This is a genomic window from Ktedonospora formicarum, assembly GCF_016587355.1.
Classification (GTDB): domain Bacteria; phylum Chloroflexota; class Ktedonobacteria; order Ktedonobacterales; family Ktedonobacteraceae; genus Ktedonobacter; species Ktedonobacter formicarum.
Genome location: NZ_BNJF01000001.1, coordinates 1,433,415 through 1,455,653 on the forward strand (window position 1 = coordinate 1,433,415; position 22,239 = coordinate 1,455,653).

At 50.3% G+C, this 22,239-nt stretch carries 19 protein-coding genes; 13 read left to right on the top strand and 6 right to left on the bottom strand.

Annotated elements, in window-relative coordinates; genetic code table 11:
* Positions 1-100 precede the first annotated feature (100 nt).
* The 3 genes from K3T82_RS06190 to K3T82_RS06200 all read right to left on the bottom strand — a co-directional run bounded on the left by K3T82_RS06190 (position 101) and on the right by K3T82_RS06200 (position 5,297).
* Positions 101-529 (bottom strand): ArsR/SmtB family transcription factor, encoded by a 429-nt coding sequence (locus tag K3T82_RS06190; RefSeq protein ID WP_220192611.1) that lies wholly within the window; start codon positions 527-529, stop codon positions 101-103.
* A 420-nt stretch (positions 530-949) separates the two neighbouring features.
* Positions 950-2,761, bottom strand: a complete 1,812-nt coding sequence (gene aspS / locus K3T82_RS06195) for an aspartate--tRNA ligase (protein WP_220192612.1) — start codon at positions 2,759-2,761, stop codon at positions 950-952.
* Between the two features lie 151 nt (positions 2,762-2,912).
* Positions 2,913-5,297: a Stp1/IreP family PP2C-type Ser/Thr phosphatase gene (locus K3T82_RS06200; protein WP_220192613.1), complete on the bottom strand. Its 2,385-nt coding sequence runs from the start codon at positions 5,295-5,297 to the stop codon at positions 2,913-2,915.
* A 328-nt stretch (positions 5,298-5,625) separates the two neighbouring features.
* Here K3T82_RS06200 and K3T82_RS06205 point away from each other — a divergent pair, with 328 nt between their 5' ends.
* The 9 genes from K3T82_RS06205 (at position 5,626) to K3T82_RS06245 (ending at position 15,060) form a co-directional block, all read left to right on the top strand.
* Positions 5,626-6,909, top strand: a complete 1,284-nt coding sequence (locus tag K3T82_RS06205; RefSeq protein ID WP_220192614.1) for a peptidase dimerization domain-containing protein — start codon at positions 5,626-5,628, stop codon at positions 6,907-6,909.
* Positions 6,910-6,923: 14 nt separating this feature from the next.
* A complete protein-coding gene (locus tag K3T82_RS06210; protein ID WP_220192615.1) occupies positions 6,924-7,841 on the top strand; it encodes an MBL fold metallo-hydrolase in 918 nt (305 codons plus the stop codon).
* 77 nt (positions 7,842-7,918) lie between these two features.
* A complete protein-coding gene (locus K3T82_RS06215) occupies positions 7,919-9,094 on the top strand; it encodes a glycosyltransferase family 4 protein (protein ID WP_220192616.1) in 1,176 nt (391 codons plus the stop codon).
* A gap of 148 nt (positions 9,095-9,242) precedes the next feature.
* Complete coding sequence (locus tag K3T82_RS06220) at positions 9,243-10,838, top strand: sugar transferase (protein WP_220192617.1); 1,596 nt, start codon at positions 9,243-9,245, stop codon at positions 10,836-10,838.
* A gap of 4 nt (positions 10,839-10,842) precedes the next feature.
* The gene (locus tag K3T82_RS06225) at positions 10,843-11,982 is read left to right on the top strand and encodes a glycosyltransferase (protein ID WP_220192618.1); all 1,140 of its coding nucleotides are present in this window, start codon (positions 10,843-10,845) and stop codon (positions 11,980-11,982) included.
* Between the two features lie 55 nt (positions 11,983-12,037).
* Positions 12,038-12,850 carry a YveK family protein gene (locus K3T82_RS06230; protein ID WP_220192619.1) on the top strand — a complete coding sequence of 271 codons (813 nt, stop codon included), beginning with the start codon at positions 12,038-12,040 and terminating at the stop codon, positions 12,848-12,850.
* A 16-nt stretch (positions 12,851-12,866) separates the two neighbouring features.
* The gene (locus K3T82_RS06235; protein WP_220192620.1) at positions 12,867-13,544 is read left to right on the top strand and encodes a CpsD/CapB family tyrosine-protein kinase; all 678 of its coding nucleotides are present in this window, start codon (positions 12,867-12,869) and stop codon (positions 13,542-13,544) included.
* A gap of 127 nt (positions 13,545-13,671) precedes the next feature.
* Positions 13,672-14,322: a hypothetical protein gene (locus K3T82_RS06240; protein WP_220192621.1), complete on the top strand. Its 651-nt coding sequence runs from the start codon at positions 13,672-13,674 to the stop codon at positions 14,320-14,322.
* Positions 14,323-14,466: 144 nt separating this feature from the next.
* Positions 14,467-15,060, top strand: a complete 594-nt coding sequence (locus K3T82_RS06245) for a class F sortase (RefSeq protein ID WP_220192622.1) — start codon at positions 14,467-14,469, stop codon at positions 15,058-15,060.
* A gap of 59 nt (positions 15,061-15,119) precedes the next feature.
* Here K3T82_RS06245 and K3T82_RS06250 read toward each other — a convergent pair whose 3' ends face one another.
* The gene (locus tag K3T82_RS06250) at positions 15,120-16,313 is read right to left on the bottom strand and encodes an acyl-CoA dehydrogenase family protein (RefSeq protein WP_220192623.1); all 1,194 of its coding nucleotides are present in this window, start codon (positions 16,311-16,313) and stop codon (positions 15,120-15,122) included.
* Positions 16,314-16,749: 436 nt separating this feature from the next.
* Between K3T82_RS06250 and K3T82_RS06255 the strand changes: the two genes are divergently transcribed.
* On the top strand, positions 16,750-17,502 hold the full coding sequence (locus tag K3T82_RS06255; protein ID WP_220192624.1) for a glucosaminidase domain-containing protein: 753 nt from the start codon (positions 16,750-16,752) through the stop codon (positions 17,500-17,502).
* A 1-nt stretch (position 17,503) separates the two neighbouring features.
* Here the strand turns inward: K3T82_RS06255 and K3T82_RS06260 are convergent, their stop codons facing one another.
* On the bottom strand, positions 17,504-17,692 hold the full coding sequence (locus K3T82_RS06260; protein WP_220192625.1) for a nucleoside triphosphate pyrophosphohydrolase family protein: 189 nt from the start codon (positions 17,690-17,692) through the stop codon (positions 17,504-17,506).
* Between the two features lie 126 nt (positions 17,693-17,818).
* Between K3T82_RS06260 and K3T82_RS06265 the strand changes: the two genes are divergently transcribed.
* Together K3T82_RS06265 and K3T82_RS06270 are read left to right on the top strand one after the other, a co-directional pair.
* Positions 17,819-18,220: a hypothetical protein gene (locus K3T82_RS06265; protein ID WP_220192626.1), complete on the top strand. Its 402-nt coding sequence runs from the start codon at positions 17,819-17,821 to the stop codon at positions 18,218-18,220.
* Positions 18,221-18,379: 159 nt separating this feature from the next.
* A complete protein-coding gene (locus tag K3T82_RS06270) occupies positions 18,380-19,594 on the top strand; it encodes a tRNA dihydrouridine synthase (protein ID WP_220192627.1) in 1,215 nt (404 codons plus the stop codon).
* Between the two features lie 516 nt (positions 19,595-20,110).
* Here the strand turns inward: K3T82_RS06270 and K3T82_RS06275 are convergent.
* Positions 20,111-20,314 (bottom strand): hypothetical protein, encoded by a 204-nt coding sequence (locus K3T82_RS06275; RefSeq protein ID WP_220192628.1) that lies wholly within the window; start codon positions 20,312-20,314, stop codon positions 20,111-20,113.
* 772 nt (positions 20,315-21,086) lie between these two features.
* On the opposite strand from K3T82_RS06275, the gene K3T82_RS06280 reads away from it, so the two are divergent.
* Positions 21,087-21,617: an SRPBCC family protein gene (locus K3T82_RS06280; RefSeq protein WP_220192629.1), complete on the top strand. Its 531-nt coding sequence runs from the start codon at positions 21,087-21,089 to the stop codon at positions 21,615-21,617.
* Positions 21,618-22,239: the final 622 nt, after the last annotated feature.

A 22,239-nucleotide genomic window follows, 5' to 3' on the forward strand; every position in this document is an offset into this window, starting at 1 on the left:
TGCCAGAATGCGTAAGAAGCCGAGTGGGCGCACTAGCTACGACCTGCAAACACCAGATTGTACCAGTGCGCGTCAATCCCAGTCCCTACCTCATAGGCGACTACGCAAGCCCCTCTATGACATCGCGCGCGCGTGCCAGAGCGTCGCGGCGCACATAATAGTAGGCCCACAAGCCCTTTTTACGGCAATCAACCAGACCCGCATCACGTAGAATACGTAGGTGGTGCGAAATTGTCGGCTGCTCCAAGGTGAAGCTTTCTACAATCTCAAAGACACACACTTCCCCTTCGTGGCGGCTCAGCAGGCTCAAGATGCGCAAACGTGTTGGATCAGCTAACGCTTTAAGCAAACGGGCCTGAACAACGGCATCGTCTTCACTGAGAGTGGGCACAAACTTAGGAGCAATCCCTACAGTTGTGCTCCCCAGGGCAGTTGTTGCCTGGCGATGTAACATATTGGCCGCGGACGATGCCGGGCCTGTGGGTGCTGTTGCAATACGATTTGGATTTCCCTGATTCATCGATGTCATAAACTTCTCTCCTTCCATCCTCCCAACCGGATGTCAAACCTACGATTGAGTCTGGGTTTTTTCGTATGGTACCTTTACCTATAATAACTAGATACCTATAATAATTATAGAACTCTATCCAAATCGACCTCATGAATACACTCTGTCGAAAGACCTAAAACTACCGTTCTAGCCCGCCATACACCTGAAGACGGGCAGGGTTAGAACATTTTGCCCTCGCGTCCAGCCTTTCATATTTGCCTTCTTCGCGTTCAGAGACTCACAGGAGACATCGAATAACGGGGAGTAGAGGGGGAAAGGTTAAGCAGAAATTCAGGCTGTTTATTCAGGACAGGAGAGCCTCTCGCAGCATAAACGGGGTGCAAAGATGTTTGTGCATCAACACCTCTGCCCCCCCGTTTATTATCAAGCAATTTAATTTTAGGAGCGAGTCTCCTGATTTTGAGGCTGTCGGCGCACCTGCAAATGTAGCTCTGTCAGTTGCTTCTCGTCAACAGGGGATGGGGCACCCATTAAGAGATCCTGCGCGCTCTGCGTCTTGGGGAAAGCGATGACCTCACGAATATTTTCCTCGTCCGCAAAGAGCATCACCAGGCGATCAACTCCTAATGCAATGCCACCATGAGGGGGCGCACCATACTCGAAGGCTTCTAGCATATGCCCAAACTGCTCATGAATCTGCTCATCATTCATCTTCATCAGCGAGAAGATCTTCCGCTGAAGTTCGGCGACATTGATACGGACACTACCGCCACCAACCTCATAACCATTACAAATGATGTCGTACTGCTTGGCACGTATGTTGAGCGGATCACTATTCAGACGCTCAATATGAGTCTCGTCCATACCGGAGAAAGGATTATGCTCGGCATCATAGCGCTGCAAATCTTCATCGTAATGGAAAAGAGGGAAATCCACTACCCAGCATAGCGCCATCTCTTGTGGATCAATCAGCTTGAGGCGCTCAGCGAGCTTGACGCGCAAACGGAAAAGAACCTCATTACAAACCTTGACACTATCAGCTACAAAGAGCAAGAGATCCCCTGGCTGGCCTTCCAGGCGGTTCACAATCGCCTGCACCTCTTCAGCAGTCATAAACTTCGTCAAGGGCGATTTAAGCGTGCCATCCGACTGAATGGCAAGCTGAACCAAGCCTTTCGCACCCAGGGTACGAGCGAACTCAGTCAGTTCGTCGACTTCCTTGCGAGTATAGCTTGCACCACCAGGCACTTTGATTCCCTTAACCATGCCCTGCGCCGCCAGGGCACTCTTGAATACACCAAAGGTCCCCGCGCTAGCCAGGTCTGAAATCTCAATCAGAGGCAAATCAAAGCGCAGGTCAGGATGGTCGGTGCCATAACGGTCCATAGCTTCTTTAAAGCTTAAGCGGGGGAAGGGACGGGCCTTGATATGCTTCTGTGGCACCGTCTTCTCAATCAGGAAAATGAGCATGTCTTCCATCAGGCTCATGACATCCTCTTCGGAAACGAAAGACATCTCAAGATCAAGTTGGGTGAACTCGGGCTGACGATCCGCACGCTGATCTTCGTCACGGAAACATCGTGCGATCTGGAAATAGCGGTCCATACCCCCAACCATAAGCAACTGCTTAAGCTGCTGTGGCGACTGAGGAAGGGCGTAGAACTCGCCATCATATAAGCGACTGGGTACCAGATAGTCGCGCGCACCTTCAGGTGTGCTCTTCATCAGGATTGGCGTCTCGATCTCCAAGAAACCACGCTCATCGAGATAGTCACGCATAGCCTTGACGATGCGATGACGCAAGACGATGTTGTCACGCAAACGAGAACGGCGTAGATCAAGATAGCGATACTTGAGGCGCAGGGACTCATCGACCTGTATAGCATCGCTATTAATCGGGAAAGGAGTAGTACGTGAGGCATTGAGAATCTCCATCTCCTGAGCGACGATCTCAATCTCACCAGTCTCCAACTGGTGGTTCTCAGTGCCCGGGAGACGACGTGAGACCACACCTTTCACCTGCACCACATATTCAGACCGGACATCAGAAGCAATTTTATGTGCTCCTCCGGAACGCTCAGGATCACAGATAACCTGGGTCAGACCATAGCGATCTCGCAAGTCGAGAAAGATCAAACCGCCATGATCGCGGCGACGATTGACCCAGCCAGAGAGGACAACCTCACGGTCAACGTCCTCCACGGTCAATTCACCACAGGTAGCAGTACGGTAATGCACCTCAAAAGCCACGTTATTAGAACTCCTTATAGTTTTTATTGATAATGTATCGGACGATAGTGGATCCACCAATAGATTACCGACAATCATACTGCGAACGACACAAAAAAGCTACCTCTCCCGAGATACTCTCAAGGAGAGGTATGCTATATTCCGTGCGATCTCAAGGTTGGCAGGTATTCGGCGACTTATTAGCGTCAATGTCGATCTGGGTGCGCGGGGCATCAACCGGGCCACTCTGGGAGATCAATATGACTTTGTTGCCATCCGGATCGGGTGTGATGCTTTTTAAACTGTTCAACAGCACTGGGGAAACATACTGCCGAGACAACTGCATTTTGAGTTGTGGAGTGCCAGTCGTATTATCTCCCGAAAGGGTTGTACCCGAGTTCCCAGAGGATACAATATTCAGGTCGAGCAGGCGATGATTCGAGCTATCAGCAATAAAGAGATGGGGCACATCACCCACCTTATTAGCAGCTAGCACTGAAGTTGTAGCACGTGGAATCATCAGTAGCGTCTGCATCTGAGGAACCGGAGCCGGAACAGGGCTTGTGCTGCTAGTGAAACCTTGCGTGCTGACTGACAATGGCGTGTAGATTGGCTGCTGTATCCCTACGCCAGCGGCGGCACGCTTCCCTTCGGCAAACAGAACGCTCTGGATATTACCATTGTCAAGCAAGAGAAAGAGCTGTTTGTCCGGGAAGGCCGCAAGGCTCAGGATCTTGCCAGCGGACAACTCCATCTTCTGCGCTTTCGCATCGGTAGCATTCAGATCATACTTAAGCACCAGCACTGTGCTATCGGAATTGGTTGGATTCAACACCACAAACGCATCGTTATCCCAGGCACTGATCAGGGGAGCTGGAGTATGTTCCGCCGTCAATTCCTGGCTGATGGGAAGTTTAGTCGTGTTAAAGGCTGTTCCAGCATCGTTACTGGGCGTCAACACCTGCAAGGAATAGCTACTATCGTTCAGGTTTAATGTCAAGACAAGCAGGCGCGTACCCGCGCTTGCGATAGAGAGGACTTGCCCTTCGACATTAATCTTCTCGCCTAAAGTATGTGTACCGCCATTCTGGCTCATCAGGTAGATGGCCTTATCATATCCCAAAGCATAAAAGAGCTTCTTATCATTATGCTGAACGACGGCAAGTGTATCGGCCTGAGCCTTAGTCTTCCCACTTGAGATCGAAGCGGAGCCCGTATTTGAGCATGGAATGGGCGAGATCAAATAGCGTTGATTATAATTGGTAATCGCACTCTTGGTACTGGTCACCAAAGTTCCACTCAAGCTATTAAGCTTTGTCCGTTGCTCCGTAGAAAGGGCCACATGCTGAACCCTTGTCATTTGCTGCTGTGCATTTTTAAGCTCTCGAAGGGCATTCGCAGGATCCGAAGTTAATGTACCTTTTGCCTGAGTAATATATTGGTCCGCTAATGACAGGGATTCATTGACATTAACGCCCATCTGCCCCAATCCTAGGAAATAGAACGCACCACCACCGAGCAAGGCCACAATCAGAAGCACAAATATCGCAAGGGTAGGAAAAAGCAGACGCTTGCTCTTAGAAGGTGGAAGCGGCACTGCGGCCTGTGGAGCGGGCATTCCTTCAGCAGCCAACGATCCGCTCGCCACACGCAGAGGCGAATTAGGGTAGGATGCATCAGCACTCTGCGTCAATAACCCGACAGGCGCGCCCGCGAGGCTCCCAATAATCTTGGTTGGCTCATCGCTCACTTCCCGGCTACTCATTCTCATGGGACGGCGAGCATTAGGAGGTTCCCAACCTACTTCCTGTACACGGATGACAATTGCAGTGATGTTATCAGGTCCACCATTCTCATTAGCACGCTCGACGAGATGATAGACACTCTCGCGCGGCTGATACTGGTCGACAATCGAGCGTAACTCATCATCCTCTACCTGACCAGAGAGGCCATCGGAGCACAGAAGTAGTGAGTCACCCTCTTCAAGGGGTTCGGAGAATATATCAATCTCGACTTCCGCATTAGTCCCCAGTGAGCGTGTAATAACATTGCGCTGGGCATGCGAACGAGCCTGATCCCCGGTCAATAAACCGGCCCGCACCTGTTCCTCTACCCATGAATGATCCTGCGAAACCTGCTTTACCTGCCCCTTATGCATGAGATAGGCACGGCTATCACCGACATTCGCAACATAGGCTGTGCCACCACACAAAACAGCGGCGACACAGGTCGTTCCCATGCCACTGCGCATAACGCTCTCAGCGGCACGTTGATGGATCAGGGTGTTGGCACGCTTGATGGAATACACCAGCGATTCGGTGACATCTTCCCTGCCATTCTGGTAATATTCTTTGCTAATTGTGTCGACAGCGATTTCGCTTGCCACTTCACCTGCAGCATGTCCGCCCATACCATCAGCCACAATGAAGAGAGCGCCCTTCTTCGCCATCATCTGGGCGTCTTTAGGAATGACGTAGGCCATATTGTCTTCATTATGGGGACGCCTGCGGCCAACATCAGTTAGCTGTGCGACATCGAGCCGAAGTTGTTTGGACAACGCGCATCTCTCCCGTAAATCAGTATCTCTTCACAGCGTGCAATAATTTGTCCTTGTGCTGACTTATATTACGCGCTAGGCATTTGCTGGAACTTTAGGCTATAATACACCGATGTAGAGAAAAACGCAATGTGCTTCCTAGGAGGCACATACAATGTTTTCTCACGCGCTTATGACCTGTCCCGTTCACTGCACTTGAGTATACTCTTTCAACAGATAGCATGCAAGATATATAGCTCGCGGTACTAGCCAGGCCAAAGCAAAAGTCCTGGAAATAGTCCAACTCGCAGGCCGCACCTCATATATTTAGCGCATGGAGTCTGTTACTATGGTAAATATCACCTTTCACGACCAGCTACGAACCTTTGAACAGACGCATCCACTTATTCCTGATTCTAGTCCAAACATGCCTGACGAATGGCTCAACGAGGTCCAGGCTCGGCTCACGCGCTTAGGCTTCTCTAGCCAACCCTCTATACAATCTACGAAGGTTAATTGCCCTACAACTCTCTTCTATAGCGAATATACAACGGAGTCACCACTCACGCTGCTGCTGTACAATAGCTCACCCGCAGCACAGCAGATGTGGGATATTTTTCCTATTCTTGCACGTTTGCGCGCCCTGGAGTTGGTTCAGACACTACTTGGCAAACTACCACTCACACTAAAATGGCTGATCCAGGTGGCTCCCGATCCGGGGGCGACCACATTCTCATCCTTTCTCCAATCCCATAGAGAACGGCTCCACGCGCATGCCTGTCTATGGGATGATAGCTTTGGAAGCTACGAAGCCGGTTGGGGAAGTGATGGCATTCCATTACTCATGCTCGGATGTAAGGGCCGACTAGGTGTCAAACTCCAGGCACGCATCCCAACAGAGCAGGATCTATTGACAATGCATGGAGCCGTCGCACCCAATGCCCTCTGGCGACTCCTCTGGGCACTCCAGAGTATCAAGGATGAGCGCGAAAATATCCAGATCGAAGGCTTCTACGATCAGCTCGATGGTCCTGATGATGAATACCTTACCGCGATCTCGGCGCTACCTGATAGCGCTCCGCGCCTGGCCCAACGCTGGTCACTACCAGCACTGCCGCTTGGTTTAAAAGGGTTACAGCTTCACTATACACAGATGTTAGTTCCCACTTGCAGCTTAACATCGCTTGAGGGGCAAAATCAGGAGATACCAGTACCATTTATAGGTGAGCAAATGCCCAGAGAAGCCTGCGCATACCTGGACTTTCATCTGGTCCCCAGACAGACACCAGAGCAGATATTCAACCTTCTGCGGCGACACCTGGATACCTGGGGCTTTGCGGATGTGGAAGCCCACTACCTCTATGGCTATCAACCAAGCGTACTTCAGGCGAATGAATCGTTCTTACACATGGTACAGGAGGCAACCTGTTTGGCTTATGGCATACCTCCTTATGTATTACCAATGACGGTTAGTAGTCAACCACTCGCGCTGCTAAGTGAACATGTACCTACCATTATCACAAGTCTGGTAGGTACAACCACCAATAATGACGCTTTGGTCAATCAGGCCTTCGCCAACGCAGTCAAGCAAACGGCACTCTGTATCGCCAGTATGGCACAGCAACATACATAGTAAAGGATGACACGATGGCACGTTTAGAGATACACCAACTCAATGATCGCACCTGGATCTTACAGGGTGGCGGAAATATCGGTATTCTTGCCCATGAGAGGCACTGCCTGATCGTCGATAGCGGTATGGATAAAGACACTGGCAAAGCCATTCTCAGTGCTGTCGCAAAGCTCAATCTGGAGCCACGCGCGCTTCTTATTACCCATGCACATGCCGATCATTTTGGTGGCGCACACCATATTGTCAAACAAACAGGGGTTCGTGTCTATGCCACACGCGTTGAAGCATCAGTAATGGCAAGCCCAATCCTTGAGCCGCTCTACCTCTTTAGCGGAGCACAACCTCCACGCGAGTTGCAACATAAATTTCTCATGGCGAAACCCTGCTTAGCGGATGAAATTGTGGTTGGCAATGAGCAGGAGATCGCGGGCATACCACTGCGCTTGCTCTCGCTTCCCGGTCATAGCAGCGAACAGGTTGGAGTAGCCTTTGGCGAGACACTTCTCGCGGGAGATGCCTTTCTTACCCCAGAAATACTAGACAAACACCATATACCTTTTTACAGTGATATAGAACAGGGGTTGACAACATTAAACGTGTTGAAACAGGAGGTTCCAGCGTTTTCTTATGTAGTAGCAGGGCATGGAGAGATTTATACCTCTTCGGAACAGGCTAATAGGGCCATATATTATACAGTTGAACGCCTAGAGGGTATACTGGACACTATCAGGCATGGACTAGCATATGGGCAACCACGCTCACTCGCTGATTTGCTCAGTGAGGTGGCAGAGGCACAGGGCACGAGTATCAGTACTCTTGCGCAACACGTCCTCTATCAGACTACCATCCAGTCCGCGCTTGGTACTCTCTACGCGCGGGGTGAAATCGCGCCCCTTCTGGCAGATAATCGCCTGCAATGGGCGCTGGTATAGAGGGGAGAGATAGTTCTGAGAGTTGTTACCTCAGAAAAAAATGTGACGTTATACAGCCATAGGAGATTGCAGTCTATATGCACATAGGGATTAATGCTCAGTTGCTATCCTTCGGCCAAAATTATCGCAATGGTGGTGTCAGTCGCTACATACGTACTCTGCTGCGTGAGCTGGCAACCCAGCCTGGAAAGCACCACTATACGGTATTTGTGAATGGGAAAGAAGTTATCGAGCAGCTTGACGCTCAACATGAGCAGATTACCTATGTGTCAGCTCCCTGGTCCCAATCTCAGCCAGCATCACGCGTCGCCTGGGAACAGTTGACATTACCAACTCAAATTCGTCAGCGGGGAATAGATGTACTGCATTCACCAGTGAATGTCCTGCCTGCTCTGCTACCACGGCATTGCTCAAGCGTTGTCACCCTTCATGACCTCGCTTTTCTCCGATTCCCTGAAGTGCTTACTACGGCTAAACGCGTGTATCATCGTACCTTCACGCTACGTAGCTTACATCAAGCCACGGCCATCATCAGTGTCTCGGAAAGCACCAGATGTGATGTACATGAACTAGCGGACATTCCTCTTGAGAAGGTCCATACTGTCCACATGTGTATCGATAAGCGCTTCGCGCACCTCTACCCAATGGAGGAACGTACGCGCTTCCGTCAAAAGTATGGGCTCAACGAGGGCTATATTTTCTATCTGGGAACACTCGAACCACGCAAGAATATCCCTATATTGGTCGAAGCGTACAATATTTTGCGCCAGCGAAAAGGAATCACTGAGAAACTTGTTCTGGCTGGTGGCAAAGGCTGGCTCTATGATGAGATCTTCGCGCGTATACAACAACTGGGCCTGGAGGAACATGTCCTCTTTCCAGGATATGTAAGCGACGATGAGCAAGGGCTCTGGTATCAGTCGGCGAGCGTCTTTGCCTTCCCTTCACTTTACGAAGGCTTTGGCATTCCGGTCGCCGAGGCACTCGCAGGAGGAACACCCGTGGTAACGACCAATGTCTCAAGCCTGCCTGAGGCAGGCGCAGGTCTGGCACTTTGCGTCCCGCCTGCCGATAGCGAGGCATTCGCGACCGCGCTCTTCCAGGCTCTGACCGATACGCAACTGCAAGAGCGGTGTCGCAAAGAAGCCCATACAGTGATGGAGCGCTTCTCTGCTCAGCAGATGGTTGCTCATACCATCAAGGTGTATGAACAGGCAGCTAAAGAGCGATCTTTATCATCAGCTATTTCTTAGAACCTTTATATAGTTTGTCTCTTTCGCTCGTCAAAAGGCGTTTTACTAAGAAGAACAACTCTTTTAACATATCGAGGCATAACTTCTACATCGAAGTATACAGGGAAGTAAAAATGCCTTAGTTTCACCTAAAGTAAAGCACTGGCTTATGAATATAGATACGAGCAGAACAGAACTTAGTCGGACCCAGAACGCGCCACAGCCTACCTTTTCAGGCGCTACTGGAGCCACCGGTCCTATCACAAAAGCTATCTCGAGACGACGAACACATCGCCAACAATGGCGCATCTTTGAGTGTATCGCAATGCTCATTCTTGATGCCTGGCTCACTCATGTCTCGTTTCAGCTTGCCTATTCGTTGCGCGCGGCCTTTGAAGAGCCACATAGCTTTTTGAGCAATGTGCTGTTTGGCGTGCGCTCAACCTTGTTGATCAATGATACGGTCTACTATGGTCTACCAAAGGTAGATACATATGTGGGGCTGGAGATCGCCATTATTCTGGGCCTTCTCTCCATCTTCACCATTCGCGGACTCTACCGCCTGCGCCTGACCGGAACCTGGTTCCGCCAGACACAAATTATCATCGGGTCCGCAACTGTAGGTCTGGCCTGTCTGATTACCTACTACTTTGCCTTTCAGCCGCCCGCAACTTCGCGCCTGATGTTCATCTTTGCCTGGCTGGTAACCATTCTGGTTCTTGTCATTGGCCGTCTGCTGGTCTCGGCTGGAATGAGCATGCTGTACCGCATGGGTTTAGGAGAGACGCGCCTGCTGGTCGTCGGCTCGGGACGATTGGGCAAGATGGTCATGCAGCATATCGTTGCCAGTCCAAATCTTGGCTATTCCATCGTGGGCTTCCTGCATGATATGACGGAACCCCCTAGCGATTTCGGGCGCTTTAAGATGCTCGGTACCATCGATGATATCGGCATGGTCATTCGCTCTATGCAAATTGATGAGGTTATCATCGCGCTACCCTCGAATCTACATCAGCAGGCAGTCCGTAGTGTTAAGCTCTGCGAACGCCTAGGAACCTCGTTCAAACTTATTCCCGATCTCTATGAATTGAGTCTCTCGCGTATCGATATGGAGGCCATTGAGGGCATTCCACTTATCGGCATTCGGCAGGCATCCCTCAACACGGCCCAGCGCTTTGTAACACGCCTGGTAGACCTTATCGGATCAGCCTTTGTGCTTCTAGTTGGTTCCCCCATCTGGCTCTGTGTGGCCTTGGCAGTCAAGATCTCGTCTCCTGGACCGATTATTTTTAAGCAGGAGCGAGTTGGGCTGAACGAGAAGCATTTCAATATGTATAAGTTCCGCTCGATGTATCGGGACGCGGAACAACGTAAGGCGGCTCTGATCGCCCAAAATGAAGCGGCAGGCCCCCTCTTCAAAATGAAATTTGATCCTCGTATCACTCCGATTGGGCGCTTCATCCGCAAAACGAGTATCGATGAGATTCCGCAGTTCTTCAATGTATTGCGTGGCGAAATGAGTCTGGTTGGCGCACGCCCACCAGTGCCCGCCGAAGTAGCAATGTATGAAGATTGGCAGAAGGGACGCTTCGCGATGAAACCGGGTCTGACCGGTCTATGGCAGGTTCGCGGACGCAGCAATCTCAGCTTCGACGAGGGCGTGCTGATGGATCTCTATTACATTGAAAACTTCTCGCTGCGGCTCTATTTCCAGATACTTTTGAGCACAATCCCGGCGGTACTACTGAGACGAGGAGCTTACTAGGTTTATGAAAGTCGCACTGGTTCACGATTACCTCAATCAGATGGGCGGGGCGGAACGTGTGGTGCTTGCCCTGCATGAGCTGTTCCCCGACGCCCCCATCTATACATCAATCTATGACCCTGACCGCGTTGATCCGGCGTTCAGGAAGATTGATGTTCGCACCTCTTTTATGCAGAAGTTACCAATGGTAACGAAGCATCATCAACCATATTTACCTTTCTATCCTTTCGCGATGGAGAAGCTTGACCTGCGTGGCTTCGACCTGGTTTTAAGTAGCTCAAGCGCGTTCGGTAAGGGTGTGATTACGCGCCCAGAGACCACACATATCTGCTATTGCCATACGCCGATGCGCTGGTGTTGGAACTATGAGGAATATGTCGAGCGCGAGCAGCTCGGTAAGATTGCTCGCACGGTGCTACCCTTCATGATTACGGGCCTGCGCGTGTGGGACCAGATGTCTGCAATGCGCGTTGACCATTTTATCGCCAACTCTCCTGTTATCGCCGAACGTATTCGCAAGTACTATCGACGCGAGTCCATCTTCATTCCCCCTCCAGTTGACGCCAGCCGCTTTCCTTTCGATCCCAACATTCAAGCTGGTGAATACTTCCTAATTTTGAGTAGACTGGTACCATATAAACGTATAGATCTGGCAATTGAGGCGTGCAATCGTCTGCGCTTGCCCCTGGTGGTTATTGGAGGCGGGCGCGATGAGGAGATTTTAAAGCGCATGGCAGGCCCAACAATTCAATTTCTGGGGCACCTGCCAGATCACGAGGTGGTGCGCTATGTAACTCATTGTCGCGCCTTTCTCTTTCCAGGAGAGGAGGACTTTGGTATTACCCCCCTGGAAGTGCAGGCGGCAGGACGCCCGGTCGTCGCCTATGGCGCGGGCGGTGCTCTATCGACGGTGATCGAAGGAGTGACAGGCGCATTCTTCCGCGAACAGACAGTTGAGAGCTTGACTGAAGTCCTGGCAAAATTCGACGCTCGCGCCTATAATCCACTCGCGATACGCAATCATGCACTTGAATTCGACACGCCGCGTTTCCAGCGTCGCATTCTTCAGTTTATCGAGGCCAAAATGCAGGGTAGCTCAGCCCATCAGGACAGCCCGCACCCTATGAACGATATCGTCTTCTAATGCTATCGAGGCCAGAACTAACTAACACACTTCGTTTGAGAAAGGGTCGAGAGACGTGGAGTTACGAGCCTACTGGGCGACTATACGACGGCGACTTTGGATTATTCTCTTCCTGGTCGTCTTGACAGCAGCATTTGCTGGCTTTCAATACTATAAACTCGCCAAAACGCCTGGTGCGCTGAAAACGTACCAGTCAAATATAACTATGCGCATCGGCTTACAGGCCGATCCCAACAATAGCAACGCAAATTTTAGCGACTACATCACCGCCTCCGAAGCCCTGGCAGACGAGATCGTAACAGGTCCAACGCTGAATACAAAGGAGTTTACGGCACGCGTTCAGGCACAACTTCAGGCCGATTACACTCGCAACGGAGGCCCTCAGGGGATCAATGATATCCAGGCCGGATCTCTGGTAGGCTCACTTACCGCAGTACATGCACGTAGCCTACTGACAGTGACAGCCACCTGGCCCACACCCGAGGGCGCGAAGGCTATTGCAACCGCTATAGGCGAGGTCTTCACACAACAGGGCAGTACCTTTCTAGATTACGAGATCCGCAATGGGAACAGCGTGAACGATACCGCCATTCATCCGAAAGCCTCAGCCCAGGTGCTTAGCAACGCTTCTGATCCCGCGCAGGTCAGTGGACCTGCCAGTAACCGGCCATTGCTCCTATTAGCTCTGGTCTTTGTTGCCCTCCTCATAGGCATAGCCCTGGCCTTCTTGATGGAATATCTTGATGACCGTGTGCGCAGCAAAGAGGAACTAGAAGATCTGCTACAACTACCAATTATTGGTGAGATCCCGCGTGCCAGTGTAGCTGAGAAGGGACAAGGGAAGCTAAAACAGGCGTCCGCATCATAATGAGGAGCACAATACCGTGGGTTTACAGGATCAGGAGCAGTTCTCTCTGCTCAGCGATTACGATACAAACTCGGACTATAATCGCGCATACCAGGCACTTTTCGCCAATATCCGCTTCGCTCTTGATAAGCAAAAAGGATCGCAGCATGTCATTCTACTTGCCGCGCCAACCCCAGAGCGCGAACCGGGTCTGGTCGCAGCAAATCTCGCCATCGCCTCCTCACAGAATGGCGTTCCTACTCTGCTGGTCGATGCGAATCTGAGTACTCCAAGTCTTGCCCGCCGTTTCGGTCTTGAGCAAGACAAAGGCCTCAGCGACCTGCTAGCAACAGGAGATGAGGATCTCATGAGCTATATACAGCCCACCTTCTTACCTGAACTCTCACTTCTACAAGCAGGCAGGCAAACAAATTCAGCAGCCGAAATCTCTCGACTACTTATGTCACGACTGGCAGAGATCTTGCAGGCAGCACAAGCATTTATGGCGCGGCAGTCTCCACATCCCAGCCTGCTGATTCTGCATAGCCCACCCGTGCTTAGTGGCATCGATGCTTCATTGCTCGCGGAACAGGCTGAGCAGTCCTATCTTCTTATTACAAAAGAGCGGACTACCCAGGCGCAAGCCAGACAGGCCCGAAAGCTGTTGGAGCAGACCACAACCCGGGTAAGAGGTACAATCTTGCTGGACGTATAGTCACAAACCATGTATAGTGGAACATGTAGCTTATGACCTTTCGAAAACCAGAGCGCTTGCCGCGCTAGTGACGCGGGTTTTCATAGAAGATGTTACTGAGCAACTTCGCACACGAGGAGGATCGAGCATGCAAGGACGACAGGGACGAGAAGGGGAAGCCTGGGAGAAGCTCGCCAGCCGGAAAATGGCGGCACTCAATGGAACCGGAAAGGTACCAGCCATTCCTCAGCGTCCTCCCGGCATGACACGGATTGACCAGCCACCACCAACGCAGCGAGTAGGACGCCCTAAACGTGAAGCACCACAACCCAAACGTATACGCAAATTTGTGTTTGTAGGCGCGGCGGTTTTGCTTATTTGTGCCGTCATAGCCTTCTTTGTTGGAATGAATCTATTTCAAGGTATCGCCGCCAGCTCTGGTCCAGCCAGGACAACTACTCAGTTCCTGACTGCGCTTTCAGCGAAAGATTATGCGAGCGCCTATAGTAACTTAGGGCCTTCCATCACTATCCAAATCTCACAAGACGAATTCGCACGTCAGGGTCAAGCGGATGATAAGTGCTATGGACCCATTTCGGATTATCCTGAGGTTGCGGATAGCGCCACAAGCACCGATACCTCCCAGACTTACACCTATAATATTAAGCGCGAAGGGCTGAAAGAGTCCTATAAATGGACCATTACGCTCCAAAAAGACCAGGATGGCACCTGGAAAATCTCAGACTATGGCAATGATCTGGGACCTCGAGGACTCAAAAATCTGCCAACCTGTAAGTAAACAAAGAAGCAGGAGCCCGAATGATATGTTCGGGCTCCTGCTTCTTTTTGTCGCCGTCAAAGCCACCTCTTGACGCTACAATGACGCACCGTTATACTCATAAATAGCATATTCAAGCATATATCCTTTTTTCCATAGGAAAACATGAAAAAGCTACTATTTTACGGTGGATTGGTGCTGATAGCATTATTTGGACTGCTGGTCTACAACTATAATCAGCAGACCAAGCAGTCAGGCGCACAAGCATACATGACGAATGTAGCTCCCTGGCAACCTGCCAGACTCCGCATCCCAAACCTGAGCCTCGATGCACCTGTCATAGGAGTTGGCTCGACCGCGTCGGGCAAGATGGATGCTCCTACATCACAGGCTATCAATTCGCCCTACTGGACTAGTGTCTTCTGGTATGAGCTTGGCGCAGCCCCGGGACAAGCAGGAAACGCTATTATCGCCGGGCACATCGACCGCGTAGGAGGCGATCCTGCTGTCTTCTGGTCGCTAAATACCCTTGCGAAGGGGGCACAGATTTTCATTGTAACGGGAGAGGGAAAAACTTTGACCTATGTCGTTGATGGGGCCAAAAGCTATTCCGCCAACGATCCTGGCGAAGAGGCTCAAAATGATGTCTTTGGTCCAACAAACCAGCACCACTTGAACCTGATAACCTGTAGCGGAGCCTGGACTGAGAATGGCTATGATCAACGCCTCGTTGTCTTTACCCACCAGGAGAATACCTGAAAAGGGGATATTCAATAGTATGATGGCGGGCGCCTGGGCACCCGCCATCATACACATAGTTACTCGAAAGCATTAATACCAGTCAGGGCCTGACCGATAATAAGAGTATGGACATCATCGGTCCCCTCGTAGGTAAAGACCGACTCTAGATTGTTCATATGACGGCTAATAGGGTACTCCAGGGTAATGCCACTGGCTCCCAGAATTGAGCGTGCTTCTCGGGCCGTTTCCAACGCTTCTCTACAGTTGTTGCGCTTAGCCACGGAGATCTGAACAGGGTGCAGCAAATCTTCATCTTTGAGGCGACCCAGTTGCAGCGAGAGGAGCTGCGCCTTCACAAGTTCAGTCGCCATCAACGCCAGTTTGCGTTGTACTAGTTGGAAACTAGCAATGGGGCGCTTGAACTGAATGCGTGTCTTCGCGTATTCCAGGGCGGTCTCAAAGCAGGTACGAGCCGCACCCATAACCCCCCAGGAGATACCATAGCGCGCCTCATTCAAACAGGAGAGGGGACCACGCATTCCTTTGACATTGGGCAGCATGTTGCTAGCAGGTATGCGGCACTCCTCAAAGTGTAACTCGGAGGTAATAGAGGCTCGCAGAGAGAGCTTGTGATGAATATTGCTAGTTGTAAAGCCTGGCGTCCCACGCTCGACCAGAAAGCCACGAATGCCATCTTCCGCGCGAGCCCACACAATCGCCACGTCAGCGATCCCCCCATTAGTAATCCACATCTTGGAGCCATTCAAAATATATTCATCACCATCACGGCGCGCGGTTGTACGCATACCAGCGGCATCGCTACCAAAGTCAGGCTCAGTCAGGCCAAAGCAACCAATTGCCTCACCACGTGCCATACGTGGTAACCAGCGCTCTTTCTGCTCCTCAGAGCCAAAGGCATGAATAGGGAACATTGCCAGAGAGCCCTGCACAGAGACAAACGAGCGCAGCCCACTATCTCCCGCCTCCAACTCCTGGCACGCCAGACCATAACAGACAGCGCTCATACCAGCGCAACCATAGCCTTCCAGGTGCATTCCTAACAAGCCTAGTTCAGCAATTTCTGGCACAAGATCATGTGGAAAGGTACCAGCTTCAAAATGCCCATCTATAATGGGAAGCACACGCTCCCGCACAAACTTGCGCACGGTATCGCGCACCATACGCTCCTCATCAGTGAGCAGATGGTCAATATTATAGAGATCGGTGGCTGCCGGAACCTGTGCCAGCCGCGCAGCAGTTATCTGAGACATATGAATCCATTTTCCCCTTTGCTGGTATATTCCTTATGCAAAACTGGAACGCACTGTCATTCCTAATACTCCAACGCCACCTCAACGATGGCTAGCAGCAATAACGGCATTGGTTTCACATAAGACCCTAGCCTGGTTTTCATGCCCCTTCTCCGTTGAGGGGGCATTGCCTGCTGTCATTATATCTCATAGAAAAGCTAGAAACCTTCCGCCATCGAAGACGCTCATAAGAAGGTGAGCTTACAGATAGTAACCAACTATACATCACCTCACCGAGTTTATGAAACACCTATGACACAGCAAGGGCGCATGCATCCCCCAATGAGTGACACCTGCAACTCGTACATACCATCCAGCGTATAGCAGGAGAGAACACTTTCTATGAGCTTATACAAATACAAATACCTTTGCGGACACGGTCTAGGGAACACTTGATATGCACGACTTTCCAACAACGCCAGTACAACCAGATCAACGCCAGTGGAGTTATAATCATCCAGTCGTGCCTATGACACCCACTCCACTCCCTCCACGCAAACCCAGACATAACTCATGTCTGTATAGCATCCTGGGTGCTGGCGGCTGTTTACTCGTACTTGTCTGCATCTTCGTCAGTGTGCTGGTTGGTTCGAATGTCCTCTCTTTTCTGACGCATCCCCCCACTGTGCAATTTGAAAATATACAACCATTCGATGAGACGAATGGGCTGGGGACCAAACCTGTTAGCCGTACCTATAAGGTGATGGGCAAACCAACGATTACCGCTGCCTATATTGATACTGTGCTCGCTCGCAACAATTCTCCCGCGCAAGGCAAGGGAAATACGCTGTACAAATATGGCGTACAATATGGCATTGACCCGGCATATGCCCTGGCCTTCTTCTGGCACGAAAGTCATTTCGGTCAGCTCGGGGTCGCGCAAACAACACTCTCACTGGGTAATATCCGCTCACGGGAAGGCGAGCCCGAATACAATGGCTATAGGCGTTATGCAAGCTGGGAAGAGGGCTTTAAGGATTGGTATCGCTTGATCGCGCTCACATACGTAGACCAATGGGGCCTGACCACTGTAGACAAAATCATTCCAGTCTACGCGCCCCAGGAAGACAATAACGATGAATCGACCTATATCCTCACCGTCAAACTCTTCGTCGACAAGTGGCGCACAGAGATGAAACAACAGCAATAATCTAGATTTCTTCAGCTGTTTTTACCTTTGTACGCGCCTTCCCCACAAGCATCAAATAACTCTGGATAAGCTCGCCAAACTCCTCTTGCAACTTCAAGACAAACCACGTGTCATCCCGCTCTATGTCAAACTTCTCCGCATACCTCTGCGACACGCTCTCAACGTCCTCCATCAGGCCTCGTATATCCATACACACTGATCCTTTCCATAAATCGCTGCGCTGATCCCTAGCGTTGAACGAGGGATCAGCTTATAATGTATGCACATACGATCATATTTGGACAGAACGCCATCAGGGAAGAAAGGCAAAGCAACCATGTCACGCCAATCTATGGACGACAGGAATGGAATGCGCCACGTACCACTCGGAAAGAATCAAGAAACATTAACTTACTACGATTATATGGGAGATGGTTTAGGGCAAAAGCTTTCAACGAAAACGCATATGCACCTGACACCCACCCCTACACAACGGCTAGCGCTGGCAGTGATTTCGTTGACTCTCTGGCTTATTGCTTTCTATATCATAGTGCAGATTATTGGAAGTATCCCCTCAGTTGTCGCAGTAACCCCTCCGCAAGGAGGCGGTCCTCCATACAGCCAGGACAACACGAATTGGCAACATTTCCTCAGCCAGTTGCTTTTTGTGGCCCTTGCGATCTTCAGTATCTTGATCCTCGCCCTCAATCTGGTCTTCAATCTCACACGTAAACGATAGTCAGAACAGGAATGCAAGATCACCATTGCGCCAGATTTGACCGATATAGGTAAAGCATGTATCATAGAGGAATATCATTAGTCAAAACGAGCGCCACATGAACCGCTCACACCCGGTATACCGGGCGTACAAGACCAATCCCAGGGGAATTTACCTGTAATGAAAGTCACATCTTTCTGGAATACCATTCAAAAACCAATCATCGCCCTGGCACCAATGGACGGCGTCACCGACGCCCCCTGCCGTACTATGCATGGACTCTATGGGAAACCGGATATCGTCCTTACCGAGTTCACAAACGTGGAAGGTCTCTGGCGTGGAAGTGATCGCATCTTCCGTGATTTCCTCTATACGCCGGCCGAACGTCCGGTCGTCGCGCAAATTTTTGGCTGCAAACCCGAGTACTTCTATCGCGCAGCCCATGTCGTCTGTGAGCTTGGCTTCGACGGCGTCGACATCAACATGGGTTGCCCAGCCAGCAAGGTCGCCAACAAAGGGGGGGGAGCCGCGCTCATCCGCGTGCCTGACATCGCCAAGGCAATTATTCGCGCAACACAGGATGGTGTGCGCGATTGGGCCAATGGGCAGACGCTTGAAGAACTAGGGATGGAGCCAGAGCGCATCAAGCATATCCGTCAGATGAATCTGGACCGTGAGCAAATCTGGGGTGAGAGCCTCCCCAGTGAGCGCCGACTGCTGCCAGTATCAGTCAAGACGCGTCTGGGTTATGATTCGATCACGATTACCGACTGGATCAAAGATCTGCTGGAGATGGATCTTGCTAATATCTCTCTACATGGGCGCACACTTGCACAACATTATAAGGGCGAGGCAAATTGGGATGCCATTGCGCAAGCTGCTGAGATCGTACGCCAGACTGATACGTTGATCCTAGGCAATGGAGATATTCATACCCTCTATGACGCAGCCCGGCGTATTCGTGAAACAGGTGTCCATGGTGTCCTTATCGGGCGTGCAAGCTTCGGCAACCCTTGGCTCTTCCAGAACAAGCCACGACTCAAAGACATAATTAATAATGGCATCGAGCCAACACCTGAGAACCTCCCCGATGTCATGCCCTCACGTGAGGAGCGTCTGCGCATGGCTCTAGAACATGCCCGTGTGCATGCACGCCTCAAAGGCGAGGAACACTTTGTCGAGCTACGCAAACATATGGGCTGGTATCTGGGACATTTCCCCGGCGCGAAGCAGGTACGCAACGAACTGGTCAGGATTAATAGCCTGGCGGATGTAGAAGAGATCATCGCGCACGCTATGGAACAACCCGGCGAGGAGCAGATACCCGAACCAGTTGTAGACGATCTACATGAGGAACTACACGATCCCGAGCTTGACCTGAGTTGCGCGAGCTAATAGAGCATTTAGAGAAAGCCGGGCGGAGTGTCTTTCCGCCCGGCTTTTGGCATTCTATCCTTCACTTATTATAAGGAAGCTCTTGTTCTCAAGCCCAACCTTACCATGAGTCGGGCTAAACACAAGCAGAGAATGAGCCACAAAGCCTCTTAAAGAGAAAAGGCATGTAGATCGATCAGAGGCATGCATTCCCCCCACCCATCAGCCACGCTAACTTTGGTCAAGACTCGACAGTTAAGAAGAGTAAATAATGCCATGTAGCAAGAGAGGAAAAAATGGTGGTGGGAAAGGCGAGCATATATAACATCGAGGAAGGATACAGCCACAATCAGTGGTCGTTGCCCGCCTCTCCCTTAGTGACTATACGAATTGTCAAGCTAGTATTTAAGAGTGGGAAAGAGCATGGGGTCATTACGCTTTGAGGGAGCGTGCACTACATAATAACCTTTCAAGTGAAAAGGAAGGGGGAGTTACCTCCACCGCGCGAAGGTTATCAGTCACGCGCGATAGAGGTAACTAGATCAGGACTTCCTCGCTGAAATCGCCTACTAATTTCTGGATTTCACGCAAGCGGCGCTCCGCGATCTCAACATTTTCTAATGCTTGCGCCAGGATGCGAGCCTCGAGCGAAGGGTATGACTCGGCAATTTCCGGGTCAATTAAACCACCGACAAGCTCCATAGCTTTGTCTAGCTTGTTTTCCAGGGTTGCGGTTGACATAGCGTGTTACCTCACATCATCGCAAAATATGTAACGTTTCGAATGTAAAGTATTTCGATACAGCCGGTCCGATACAAGAAAACTAGTAGGCGCATGAGGTCAACTTTCTCTACCCAATACCCTCTATACGTACTTTTAGGACGCCAAGTTTCAGTAAAGAGAGTAAAACCTCTTGTATCTAGGTCTATATTACACTAAGAGCAAAAAATACCAAAATGAATTGCCAAATTCCGCCCAACATTCCTATTTGCGGACCGATATCAAGCGAACGAAAGCTACTTTTATCACCACTCTCATGCCAGCAGATATGCTCCACTAAATAGAACGCAGAAGAAGCTCTGGTTATTTCCAAATTACCACTGCCCACCAGATCCAATGATCAGAGCAGATCCTACCAGCAACTTCTTAGCACGTAGCGTTATGTAGAAGTCTTGAAAGGCTACTGATAAACCTTCTCTCTACAGATTATAGGACACAACGTCCAGATCTACCGTACGGCACACGAAGCTCTCCAGCATATCCAATAAGCACAAATTAAGCGAAAACAAAAAACTTTACAAACGCCAGCACTCCGGCCTAAAAACAGCCCCCTCACCCCACGCAATCCAGCTCAAAAGTTACATATTGTAACGAAATGGGAGTGTAAACAGTGAACAGGGGAGTGTCTATAAAGTATTCTAGCGAACCGCACGTGGGAAAGATAAGACCTACCAACAAAAAGCGCATCTATCTGCGATAAGATAGACACCGATATTGAAGGAGGTTCATCACTATGACAAAGAAATACGCTGAACATAACGCTACAGTTACTATTGACGCACCAACGCATCAGGTGTACTCTCTTTTCACCCACTTCAATGATTTCCCTAAATTTATGTCCTTTGTTAAAGAGGTAACATACAAAGACGATCAGAATAGCCACTGGGTTGCTGACGTCGCAGGCAATCATGAGTGGGATGCTGTCAATGAGAACTGGGTTGAAAACCGACAGATTGGGTGGCACTCAACCAGAGGGCTTGAAAACTTTGGTAAGGTTACCTTCGAGCCCACATCCAACAATCAGACTGAGGTTCATGTCAACATCAATTATGAGCCCCCAGCCGGTATTCTTGGCGAGGTAGGCGAGAAGCTAGGTGTTGGTGGATCATTTGAGAAGAAGCTCCAGCACGACCTGGATCACTTCGCGCAAATGGTTGAGCAGGCTCCCCAGGCGCGCTCGATCCAAACTCATCTAATTACCTTTTCCACGGTGATAGCGCCGCTGCCAAGGGTAAGACGACTGATCGCCAAGACCAGACGATGAGCAAGGATCCCAATTTAAGCAGCCGCGAACCTACATTGGATCGCGACATCACTGGTATGTCCTCTCCTGAAGAAGGGCGCAACGATCTACGCTAACGTCTACCTTCAGTAAGGAGTAATGAGAATGACCACCCCTGATATATGCTCAGGGGTGGTCATTCTCATTAAAATTGCACCAAAACTCTACTATATTATCTTAAAAATTTACTCTTTACCACAATTTCTCTGCGCTTGCAAGCGCCCAAAAGTATGCAGGCAAGCCAACGCCTGGCATCTAACATCCGCACACATCAGATCAATCTACTCGCAGAGCCACTTGAAAGCGTATGATGAACGTCGCATTCGCACGCCCTCAGCTACACAAATAAAGTATTGCAGAGTATAAATTCTAGTAAACATATTTCGCAAATACCTACAATAGGTCTTGACATTTCAAATTGTATATGTTAATATCAAAGTGTTCCACATGAGAGGAACATCCAGAGAGGAAAGGTACTCTGGCACTTGGCTTTAGGCCTTGCATAAGTAATCCGAGAGGAGGCCTTATGGCATTACCAATGAAGAAACCAATTCGTGTGCTAGGGATGGTGTATCAGATTGACAAGTAGTGCCCGTCGATGCGG